Here is a 10,489-nt window from a genome sequence, read left to right on the forward strand (position 1 = left end):
ATGCATTCAATATAAAGGAGGATAGTTATGGCGGTTAATTTGTCTGTACCGAGTGATGAGCAGGTTTTGGCCATTGATGGTGTGCAGGTTTTCGTTGGTCAGGCCGGAATCAAAAAATCAGAACATGATGATTTAACTTTGGTAGTGCTCAATAGCATAAACAGTATTGGGGCTATATTCACACAAAACCGTTTTTGTGCCGCACCAGTGCAGATTGCCAAACAGCATCTGGCAGCGGATACAGGAGTGCGTGCACTGGTCATTAATACAGGTAATGCCAATGCTGGTACTGGCCAGCAAGGGTTGGCTGATGCAGAATTTATTTGTGAAAAGGTAGCGCAACAGATTGGCTGTCGCGCCTCAGAAGTACTGCCATTTTCTACTGGTGTGATTCTTGAACCGTTGCCAGTAGATAAGATTGTGGCAGCACTGCCAAAGGTTAAGGTTGTGCACTGGCCGCGGGCTGCGGCCGCAATCATGACTACCGATACTGTGCCCAAAATAGCCAGCCGAACCGTATACATTGATGGACATAAGGTACACTTTACCGGAATTGCCAAGGGCTCGGGCATGATTCATCCGAACATGGCCACCATGCTCGGATTTGTGTTTACCGATGTAGCCATTGCCCAGCCATTATTGCAGCAGATGGTGGCTGAGGTGGCGGCCACATCATTTAATGCGATTAGTGTGGATGGGGATACGTCTACCAATGACAGTTTTGTAGTGGTGGCTACAGGTAAGTCTCAATTAGGGCGGATAGATTCTGTGACCAGCAAGGATTATGCTGCGGTGAAAACAGTGCTGGCTGATTTGGCTCTGGAGCTGGCACAGGCTATCGTGCGTGATGGTGAGGGTGCTACCAAGTTTATTACTATTGATGTGCGCAATGCGCTGACGGAAGCTGAGGCACGGCAAGTAGGTTATGCAGTTGCTCGTTCACCGCTGGTAAAAACCGCTTTTTATGCCAGTGATCCGAATCTGGGGCGTATTTTGTGTGCCATTGGCTATGCCGGAATTGCTGATCTTGATGTAGCAGCAATTAAAGTATATCTGGGTGATGTTTTGGTGGCAGAAAAAGGCGGGCGTGCCAACAGCTATACGGAAGAGGCGGGTCAGCAGGTAATGGCGCAGGATGAAATAACGGTGACAATTGATTTGGCACGTGCCGAGGCGCAGGCGAGGATTTATACCTGTGATTTATCCAAAGAGTATGTGGCAATTAATGCTGATTACCGCAGTTAACTTGTATTCCTATTCAAACAATAAACCCGCTGTTGTGGCGGGTTTATTGTTTTAACTGGATTATTTCTGTACCGCGGTCAGTTTGATTTCCACTTTCCATTTCGGATTGGCCAAAGCTGCCTGAACACAGGCTCTTGCTGGGGCTTTGCCTGGTGTGACCCAGTTGTCCCATGCCTGATTCATGCCCGCATATTCCTGCATATCGCTCAGGTATATAACTGCTTCGCAGATATGCTGTTTGTCACTGCCACAGGCAGCAAGGATAGTATCTATCTGTGCCAGAACATTAGCGGTTTGTGCAGTGATGTCGGCGTCTTCATTAGTGGGTACCTGTCCGGCGAGAAATATCAGGCCATTGACAATGGTGGCTTCTGCAAGGCGGTTACCGCTCTGGTAAAATTCGATACTCATGTACAGGCTCTTGAAAATAGTAAAACAACGATGTTAGCACAGTTGTTCTTGCCTGAATTGATGAGGTGAAGTAATGAGTAAAAGTAAATTTCCGGTAACACCTGCTATCCGTTTTTTGCGTGCCCACCAGATACCATTTGAACCACGGGAATATGCTTACGTTGAGCATGGAGGAACGACACAATCGGCATTAGCGCTGGGCGTAGATGAGCATGCGGTGATTAAAACCATTGTGCTGCAAAATGAACACAAGCAGGGCTTGATTGTGCTGATGCATGGTGACCGGCATATTTCCACACGCCAGTTGGCACGGGAGCTGGGCATGAAGCATATAGAGCCGGCCAGCCCGCAGCAGGCCAATAAATGGACTGGGTATCTGGTAGGTGGTACCAGTCCGTTTGGCAATAAGGCTGGGCTGCCGGTATATGTAGAAGAAAGTATTTATGCTTTGCCACTGATTTATATTAATGGTGGCAAACGCGGTTTTCTGGTACAGATGCAGCCACAGTATCTGGCCTGTTTACAGCCAAAATCGGTGCAGGTGGCAACGGAGATGGCGTAGTTGAGTGTGTTTGGTACTACGCAAATAAACCAGACTATTTTTAGTCTAGCCTGTCTGTTTTGCTGAAAGAATGATTTTATTTCAGTTGTCCGCGCTGGTAAGAATTATTGAAAGGTTGATAATCATGGTCGTGCAACTGCTTGGCAGCATCAGCTAACCAGTTAATGTTGCGTAATAATACCCGTCCTTCCAGAATTAGGTCTGCCTGTCCTGTTTGCAGGATATATTCAGCCAAATCCGGACTATCCAGTAGGCCTACAGTAGTTACCGGAATATTCACTACCTGTTTCATCGCGGTAGTAAACGGTGTCTGATAACCGCCATGTAGCGGTAAATCGGGGGCATAATCCATAACACCACCAGTTGATACATCAATAACATCAATACCATCACGTTCAAGCCACTGACACACTTGCTGCCAGTCGGCAATGCTGTTTTGCTGACCGCTTTGGTCGTAATCGGATAAAGACAGACGTGCCCACAATGAACCAGAAAACTGTGCGCGGATATCTGTGGCAATTTCGTGCAGTAAACGGTATCGATTGGCTAACGAACCGCCATACTCATCGCTGCGCTGATTACTCAGTGGCGACAGAAATTCACTGATTAGATATCCATGTGCACTATGAATTTCAATAACATCTACACCAGCCTGTTGGGCACGTTTGCTTGCAGCCACGAAATCTGCCCGGATCTGTTTGATTTCATCCACACTAAGTGCTTTTGGCGTTCTTAAACTGGCGTTGAACGCAATAGCACTGGGTGCTACTGGCTGTTGTGCGTCTACAGCCTTACGTCCGGCATGTGCCAGTTGTACACCAACTTTGCTGCCCAGATAATGTAATGAATCTACCAGCTGGCTAAATTTTTCTGTCTGCTTATCGTCCCACAAGCCTAAATCATGTTTAGTAATGCGCCCGTCTGGCTGTACAGCAGTCGCTTCGATGATAATCAGTCCGATATTGGCAATGGCTCGCGCGCCATAATGAGCGAAATGAAACGGCGTAACAATTCCATCTTCCATCTTTACTTCATACATACACATCGGAGCCATAACCACGCGGTTTTTCAGCGACAGATTGCCAATGGTGATGGGTGATAATAGTAATGACATGATTTTTTCCTTTTTGTGTATTAAGTAATTTAGAAAATTTACTTAATTATCAACAATTGTAAACCTTTACCTTGTAATGATGTCATTATTTATATAAATGTAGTGTTGCTGCGTCTTTGAATTTTAATTTCACAGTTTAGGATGACTTTAGAGTATCAAAAAATCTTAAAATACTAATATATACAGTAACCACAACCGCTAAATATTAACTATTCCATGAATGTAAAATTTATGTTAATTTTTACTCTATGACATAGAGCAACAGGGCTGCTTATGAAGTCTGAATATAAAAAAATTGTGCTTATCGTGGTGCTGCTATGGCAGGTGTTGCTGCTTGCCGGCTGTGACCAAGATTTTGGCAAACAACCGGAAACACAAGTTGTTGAGCAAGTGTCGGAACCATTCCGCAATCAGGATAGTCGTGGACGTTATGACACCATTGGCAAACTCGGCACTCACTCCATCAGCATCCCCGCGGGCGTGATTGATGGCTGGGCACGTTATATGGGCGATCCGGGCGATTTTGCTGATCCCAAAATCAAAGCCAAATACCAGCGCCCACCTAAAACCTATGATTTACCAATTGAATCATTTGGCTTTCTGTATCGCATTAGCGATGGTGATGTCTATACTTCATTCCGGCAGACACAACAGGATTATCGCCACGATAATGAAACCTTAATCCCATATGGCAAACCTTTTCCATGGGCTGATGTCATTATCTATGGCGAATATGATGCTGCTGCGCCGTTGAATTTTAATTTTACGGTTCAGGATGACTTTAGAGTATCAAAAGAAGTTTCCAATATTGATTATATCCAGCAGGAACAACCGCTGTATGGCTTAACTGTATATCGGGCCAATAATGGTATTGATCCGGAAACCGGCGAACCATGGAAATCGGATACCCTTACCAGAGATCGAATGATTAAAAAAGATCAGGCAGGCAATATTAAAACCTATATCGACTGTCAATTCACAAGGCATATAAATATTTGTAATCATATGTTTTATAACGATGAATGGCATATAAGAGTCCTTATTGGTTATAACCGCGTTTATCTGTCGCAATGGCAGGAAATAGAGGGCAATATTATCAATATACTGAATAGCTGGCGGGTAAGCCGGGAAGGCAAGCTGCTGGGCAAACAGATTGGTAAGGCCTAGTTTTTAGCAGTGGTACAACCTATTGATTATCTCAAGGGAAGCACTATGTTAGAAGCACAAAAAGTAAGCAGAAGTGAAATTCAGGCATGGCGTGAGCAAATATTAAATGGAGATTTATCCGATGTTGGCGCGGTATATCAACAACTGGCTAAACGTGGCTATCATTATGCCAGTTGGGCCTATGGGGTAGCATCCGCGGATACCATTACCGGCAATGGCGCGCTGGAATTTATGCAGGCGGTGGCGAAAGAGCATAATCATATTTTAACGGCAGATGAAATCAATAAGATTCGCTACGCTGGTTGAGCTTAGTACAATGTAAATATTTATTAATATATTTCATATGCATTAATACTAAAAATTTCTTAGCGTTTAATTTAAAACAATAAAAATTTTAAAATCGCATTTTTTTCTTTTAGTAAAATTTATGTTAATTATTACTCTATAAAACAGAGCAACAGGGCTGCTTATGAAGTCTGGATGCAAAAAGATTGTGTTTATCGTGGTGCTGCTGTGGCAGGTGTTGCTGCTTGCCGGCTGTGACCAAGATTTTGGCAAACAACCGGAAACACAAGTTGTTGAGCAAGTGTCGGAACCATTCCGCAATCAGGATAGTCGTGGACGTTATGACACCATTGGCAAACTAGGTACTCAATCCATCAGCATCCCCGCTGGTGTGATTGATGGCTGGGCACGTTATATGGGCGATCCGGGCGATTTTGCCGATCCTAAAATCAAAGCCAAATACCAGCATCCACCTAAAACCTATGATTTACCGATTGAATCGTTTGGCTTTCTGTATCGCATCACTGATGGTGATGTCTATACTTCATTCCGGCAAACAGAAGAGGATTATCGCCACGATAATGAAACCTTAATCCCGTATGGCAAACCTTTTCCATGGGCTGATGTCATTGTCTATGGTGAATATGATGCTGCTGCGCCGTTGAATTTTAACTTCACTGTTCGGAATGAATTCAAATTGGCGAAAGAAATCACCTATTTTGATTATATCCAGCAGCCACAACCGCTGTATGGTTTAACCGTATATAAGGCCAATAATGGTATTGATCCGGAAACCGGCGAACCATGGAAATCGGATGCCAATGCCAAGGATATTTTGCTCAAAAAAGACCAGGCCGGCAATATTAAAACCTATATCAAGTGTGAATTTACCCAGCATAAAAATTTTTGTAGCCATATGTTTTATAACGATGACTGGCATATCAGAATATCAATTAGTTATAACCGTACTTATCTGCCGCTGTGGCAGGAGATGGAGGGCAATATTATCAATATACTGAATAGCTGGCGGGTAAGCCGGGAAGGCAAGCTGCTGGGCAAACAGATTGGTAAAGCTTAGTTTTTGGTAGCAGTAGAACTGTTGATTATTTTCAAGGAGAACAGTATGTTAGAAGCACAAAAAGTATCGGCAGCTGAAATCAAAGCATGGCGTGAGCAAATATTAAATGGTGATTTGAACGATGTTGGCGAGGTGTATCTGCAACTGGCTAAACGTGGCTATCATTATGCTCAATGGGCGTATGGGGTAGCATCGGCGGATACCATTACCGGTAATGGCGCATTGGAATTTATGCAGGCAGTGGCGAAAGAGCATCACCATATTTTAACGGACGACGAAACCAATAAGATTCGCCGCGGTATGGCCTTGGCAGCAATATAAATATTTCTTTAGCTGACATCAGTCGCATCAATACTACAATATTGACCAGTACTTGATTTAGAATAAGAAAAAATATAAAAATCAGTACCTTTTTCTTTTCTTTTTGTAAAATTTATGTTAATTTTTATCCTGTAGAATAGAGCAACAGGGCTGCTTATGAAGTCTGGATTTAGGAAAAGTCTACTTATTGTGGTATTGCTGTGGCAAGTATTATTGCTTGCCGGCTGTGACCAAGATTTTGGCAAACAACCGGAAACACAAGTTGTTGAGCAAGTGTCGGAACCATTCCGCAATCAGGATAGTCGTGGACGTTATGACACCATTGGCAAACTAGGTACTCAATCCATCAGCATCCCCGCGGGCGTGATTGATGGCTGGGCACGTTATATGGGCGATCCGGGCGATTTTGCCGATCCGAAAATCAAAGCCAAATACCAGCGCCCACCTAAAACCTATGATTTACCAATTGAATCATTTGGCTTTCAATATCGCATTAGCGATGGCGATGTCTATACTTCATTCCGGCAAACAGAAAAGGATTATCGTCGCGATAATGAAACCTTAATCCCATATGGCAAACCTTTTCCGTGGGCGAGCGTAAGTGTCTATGGTGAATATGATGCTGCTGCGCCGTTGAATTTTAATTTCACAGTTCAGAATGAATTCAAATTGGCGAAAGAAATCACCTATTTTGATTATATTCAGCAGCCACAACCGCTGTATGGCCTAACCGTATATCGGGCAAATAATGGTATTAATCCGGAAACCGGCGAACCGTGGAAATCGGATGCCAATGCCAAGGATATTTTGCTCAAAAAAGATCAGGCAGGCAATATTAAAACCTATATCAAGTGTGAATTTACCCAGTATAAAAATTTTTGTAGTCATATGTTTTATAACGATGACTGGCATATCCAAGTATGGATTAGTTATAACCGGACTTATCTGCCGCAGTGGCAGGAGATGGAGGGCAATATTATCAAAATACTGGATAGCTGGCGGGTAAGCCGGGAAGGCAAGCTGCTGGGCAAACAGATTGGTAAGGCCTAGTTTTTAGCAGTGGTACAACCTATTGATTATCTAAAGGAAAACACTATGTTAGAAGCACAAAAAGTATCGGCAGCTGAAATCAGAGCATGGCGTAAACAGATTGAAAATGGAGATTTGAACGATGTTGGCGAAGTGTATCAACAACTGGCTAAACGTGGCTATCATTATGCCAAATGGGCCTATGGGGTAGCATCCGCAGATACCATTACTGGTAATGGTGCGCTGGAATTTATGCAGGCGGTAGCGAATGAACATAATCATATTTTAACCGCCGATGAAACCAATAAAATTCGCCACAACATAGCCTTGGCAGCAATATAAATATTTCCTTAGCTGACATCAGTCGCATCAATACTACAATATTGACCAGTATTTAATATATATAACAAGAAAAATATAAAAATCAGTACCTTTTTATTTTATTTTTGTAAAAATTATGTTAATTTTTACTCTATAACATAGAGCAACAGGGCTGCTTATGAAGTCTGGATATAAAAAGATTGTGCTTATCGTGGTGCTGCTATGGCAGGTATTATTGCTTGCCGGCTGTGACCAAGATTTTGGCAAACAACCGGAAACACAAGTTGTTGAGCAAGTGTCGGAACCATTCCGCAATCAGGATAGTCGTGGACGTTATGACACCATTGGCAAACTAGGTACTCAATCCATCAGCATCCCCGCGGGCGTGATTGATGGCTGGGCACGTTATATGGGCGATCCGGGCGATTTTGCCGATCCTAAAATCAAAGCCAAATACCAGCATCCACCTAAAACCTATGATTTACCGATTGAATCGTTTGGCTTTCTGTATCGCATCACTGATGGTGATGTCTATACTTCATTCCGGCAAACAGAAGAGGATTATCGCCACGATAATGAAACCTTAATCCCGTATGGCAAACCTTTTCCATGGGCTGGGGTGATTATTTATGGTGAATATGATGCTGCTGCGCCGTTGAATTTTAATTTCACAGTTCAGGATGACTTCAGAGTATCAAAAGAAGTAACCAATATTGAGTATATCCAGCAAGAACAAGCGCTGTATGGCCTAACCGTATATCGGGCAAATAATGGTATTGATCCGGAAACCGGCGAACCGTGGAAATCAGATACTCTTGCTAGAGATAAAATGATTAAAAAAGATCAGGCGGGCAATATTAAAACCTATATTAAGTGTCAATTTACTCAGCATATAAATTCTTGTCATCATATGTTTTATAACGATAGATGGCACATAAGAGTACGACTGGGCTATAGCCGTACTTATCTGCCGCTGTGGCAGGAGATGGAAGGCAATATTATCAAAATACTGGATAGCTGGCGCGTAAGCCGGGAAGGCAAGCTGCTGGGGAAACAGATTGGTAAAGCTTAGTTTTTGGTAGCAGTAGAACTGTTGATTATTTCCAAGGAGAGCACTATGTTAGAAGCACAAAAAGTAAGCAAAAGCGAAATTCAGGCATGGCGTAAACAGATTGAAAATGGAGATTTGAACGATGTTGGCGAAGTGTATCAGCAACTGGCCAAACGTGGCTATCATTATGCCAGTTGGGCCTATGGGGTAGCATCGGCGGATACCATTACCGGCAATGGCGCATTGGAATTTATGCAGGCAGTGGCGAAAGAGCATCACCATATTTTAACGGACGACGAAACCAATAAGATTCGCCGCGGTATGGCCTTGGGTTATCTGGATATGTTAGAGGAGAAAGCCGGTTCGGGTAGTGTTAGTCAGGATATTAGCTATAAGGAAATGCGGGAATTTCATATTGAGGTATTTGAAAATAATCATGTTGATATTAATTACTGGACGCTGTATGAGCCGATGAACATTATCGAACGCTATGCTAAGGCTAAGCTTCCCAATGGCAAGGTATTAACGGGCGAAGATATTGTTGAATTAATGTGGGAGAGGATGTGGAAAACCTGCGGAACTGGAATAAGTGGTCCGGTCGCTAGTTACGAACTATTCAATATTATGAAAGATATTAAAAATGGTAATATCTATATTGATAAAATTTCGGGAATGCCAACATCAACTACTGCTATAACTATGTATTGGAATCATGAGAATTTAGGTACAGACAATATTCCGCCAAATCCGCAACATGATGGCTATACAAAAATTGCTATTCCAGGCTCCGATCAGGCTCTGGCTGCAAGCTGGATAAAAAATACAAAAATGCTTGCTACATTTAAAGATTTTCTTGCAGAAAAAGGATACGAGGGTTCACGAAACTCATGGTATAAGGAATATACTGCTGCATCTTACCAACATACCGGCAGCTATTTTAACAATCAGAAAAATACCGATGGTGCACGACAACAATTCAGATATAACTGGTCTGTAGCTGGAGGCAAGGCAGTAACACAATGGGTTATGGCGGCGGTATTAAATACCAATTGTTTTAAACCTACTAATCCGCGGATAAATAGCATTAAGGATGATAACTTTGCAGAAAAAGGGGCGGGTTTTGTCTTTGATCCGGTGAATGGTCATCGCCAGGAACTTGCCGGCCAGCCAGGCAAGTTTGAATTTAAATATCAGCTGGCGTTTATTGATGAGCTGCCAGAAAAATTATTATTGCAGTTGCAGACATGGGAAGAAAAAGGCAATCAACAACTGGTATCGCTGTACCTGAATGCGCTGATGCAGCTTAATCCGGTGGTGATACTCAATCCGGACAAAACGCCGGCGGTACGCAAAATTGATGATGTAGGCGAAGAATGGATTAAGGTACGCACCTGGATGATTCAGGAAATGCGTTTTGCTCAGGCAAATGAATATAAACAAGCCCTAGAGGATAGACCGTCAACTCATGAAACTAAGGCTTTAAAAATTACTCAGTCTTACAGTCATGTGCAACAAAAATCGATAATAGAATCGATTCGTAAGCAATACGGCTTCGGCGCCGAAGATGCGATTGTATTTCGTGATGAGCAAACCGGGCAAAGCTGGAGTACGGTTGCCAAGGCTGGTGATGACGCCCATCAGGTGGTGATGCTGGGCAATGGCAATACTAAGATAGAGGGCGGCAAGCTGGCAGATGTGATTTTTGGCGGCAAGGGCAATGATGATATCTCTGGCGGAGAAGGTGATGATTATCTGTTTGGCGGTGCCGGTAATGATACGCTCAGGGGTGGTAAAGGCAATGATATTCTGGTGGGCGGTGATGGCGCAGACAAGTATTATTTCAATAGCGGCGATGGCAAGGATAAGATTTATGACTCCGACGGCAAGGGTAGTATTTTTATTGAT

Annotated in this window: 12 protein-coding genes; 10 read left to right on the top strand and 2 right to left on the bottom strand. The window is 43.1% G+C overall.

Annotated features, from left to right (window positions below; all coding sequences use genetic code 11):
• Positions 1 to 27 precede the first annotated feature (27 nt).
• Complete coding sequence (gene argJ / locus MJ764_RS05265) at positions 28 to 1,245, top strand: bifunctional glutamate N-acetyltransferase/amino-acid acetyltransferase ArgJ (protein ID WP_239325251.1); 1,218 nt, start codon at positions 28 to 30, stop codon at positions 1,243 to 1,245.
• Between the two features lie 60 nt (positions 1,246 to 1,305).
• Here argJ and MJ764_RS05270 read toward each other — a convergent pair whose 3' ends face one another.
• A complete protein-coding gene (locus MJ764_RS05270; protein ID WP_239325253.1) occupies positions 1,306 to 1,656 on the bottom strand; it encodes a RidA family protein in 351 nt (116 codons plus the stop codon).
• Positions 1,657 to 1,729: 73 nt separating this feature from the next.
• Between MJ764_RS05270 and ybaK the strand changes: the two genes are divergently transcribed.
• Positions 1,730 to 2,218 carry a Cys-tRNA(Pro) deacylase gene (gene ybaK, locus MJ764_RS05275; protein WP_239325255.1) on the top strand — a complete coding sequence of 163 codons (489 nt, stop codon included), beginning with the start codon at positions 1,730 to 1,732 and terminating at the stop codon, positions 2,216 to 2,218.
• 76 nt (positions 2,219 to 2,294) lie between these two features.
• On the opposite strand, the gene MJ764_RS05280 is transcribed toward ybaK, so the two are convergent.
• Entirely contained in the window at positions 2,295 to 3,332 is a 1,038-nt protein-coding gene (locus MJ764_RS05280; RefSeq protein WP_239325257.1) for an NADH:flavin oxidoreductase/NADH oxidase, read from the bottom strand.
• 273 nt (positions 3,333 to 3,605) lie between these two features.
• Between MJ764_RS05280 and MJ764_RS05285 the strand changes: the two genes are divergently transcribed.
• The 8 genes from MJ764_RS05285 to MJ764_RS05320 form a co-directional block, all read left to right on the top strand.
• Complete coding sequence (locus MJ764_RS05285) at positions 3,606 to 4,499, top strand: hypothetical protein (protein ID WP_239325259.1); 894 nt, start codon at positions 3,606 to 3,608, stop codon at positions 4,497 to 4,499.
• Between the two features lie 45 nt (positions 4,500 to 4,544).
• The gene (locus MJ764_RS05290; RefSeq protein WP_239325261.1) at positions 4,545 to 4,805 is read left to right on the top strand and encodes a hypothetical protein; all 261 of its coding nucleotides are present in this window, start codon (positions 4,545 to 4,547) and stop codon (positions 4,803 to 4,805) included.
• 163 nt (positions 4,806 to 4,968) lie between these two features.
• Complete coding sequence (locus MJ764_RS05295; protein WP_239325263.1) at positions 4,969 to 5,862, top strand: hypothetical protein; 894 nt, start codon at positions 4,969 to 4,971, stop codon at positions 5,860 to 5,862.
• 45 nt (positions 5,863 to 5,907) lie between these two features.
• Positions 5,908 to 6,183, top strand: coding sequence for a hypothetical protein (locus MJ764_RS05300; protein WP_239325264.1), 276 nt, complete (start codon positions 5,908 to 5,910; stop codon positions 6,181 to 6,183).
• Between the two features lie 156 nt (positions 6,184 to 6,339).
• Positions 6,340 to 7,233 (top strand): hypothetical protein, encoded by an 894-nt coding sequence (locus MJ764_RS05305; RefSeq protein ID WP_239325266.1) that lies wholly within the window; start codon positions 6,340 to 6,342, stop codon positions 7,231 to 7,233.
• Between the two features lie 45 nt (positions 7,234 to 7,278).
• Positions 7,279 to 7,554 carry a hypothetical protein gene (locus MJ764_RS05310; protein ID WP_239325268.1) on the top strand — a complete coding sequence of 92 codons (276 nt, stop codon included), beginning with the start codon at positions 7,279 to 7,281 and terminating at the stop codon, positions 7,552 to 7,554.
• A 157-nt stretch (positions 7,555 to 7,711) separates the two neighbouring features.
• Positions 7,712 to 8,605 carry a hypothetical protein gene (locus MJ764_RS05315; RefSeq protein WP_239325270.1) on the top strand — a complete coding sequence of 298 codons (894 nt, stop codon included), beginning with the start codon at positions 7,712 to 7,714 and terminating at the stop codon, positions 8,603 to 8,605.
• Positions 8,606 to 8,650: 45 nt separating this feature from the next.
• A partial coding sequence (locus tag MJ764_RS05320; protein WP_275415255.1) for a calcium-binding protein occupies positions 8,651 to 10,489 on the top strand: 1,839 nt, incomplete at its 3' end.

The organism is Snodgrassella gandavensis (assembly GCF_914768025.1).
Taxonomy (GTDB): Bacteria; Pseudomonadota; Gammaproteobacteria; order Burkholderiales; family Neisseriaceae; genus Snodgrassella; species Snodgrassella gandavensis.

Bases quoted from the DNA above. Each gene is read 5' to 3' on its own strand.
- argJ (WP_239325251.1), top strand. From the start codon at position 28: ATGGCGGTTAATTTGTCTGTACCGAGTGATGAGCAGGTTTTGGCCATT.
- MJ764_RS05270 (WP_239325253.1), bottom strand. From the start codon at position 1,656: ATGAGTATCGAATTTTACCAGAGCGGTAACCGCCTTGCAGAAGCCACC.
- ybaK (WP_239325255.1), top strand. From the start codon at position 1,730: ATGAGTAAAAGTAAATTTCCGGTAACACCTGCTATCCGTTTTTTGCGT.
- MJ764_RS05280 (WP_239325257.1), bottom strand. From the start codon at position 3,332: ATGTCATTACTATTATCACCCATCACCATTGGCAATCTGTCGCTGAAA.
- MJ764_RS05285 (WP_239325259.1), top strand. From the start codon at position 3,606: ATGAAGTCTGAATATAAAAAAATTGTGCTTATCGTGGTGCTGCTATGG.
- MJ764_RS05290 (WP_239325261.1), top strand. From the start codon at position 4,545: ATGTTAGAAGCACAAAAAGTAAGCAGAAGTGAAATTCAGGCATGGCGT.
- MJ764_RS05295 (WP_239325263.1), top strand. From the start codon at position 4,969: ATGAAGTCTGGATGCAAAAAGATTGTGTTTATCGTGGTGCTGCTGTGG.
- MJ764_RS05300 (WP_239325264.1), top strand. From the start codon at position 5,908: ATGTTAGAAGCACAAAAAGTATCGGCAGCTGAAATCAAAGCATGGCGT.
- MJ764_RS05305 (WP_239325266.1), top strand. From the start codon at position 6,340: ATGAAGTCTGGATTTAGGAAAAGTCTACTTATTGTGGTATTGCTGTGG.
- MJ764_RS05310 (WP_239325268.1), top strand. From the start codon at position 7,279: ATGTTAGAAGCACAAAAAGTATCGGCAGCTGAAATCAGAGCATGGCGT.
- MJ764_RS05315 (WP_239325270.1), top strand. From the start codon at position 7,712: ATGAAGTCTGGATATAAAAAGATTGTGCTTATCGTGGTGCTGCTATGG.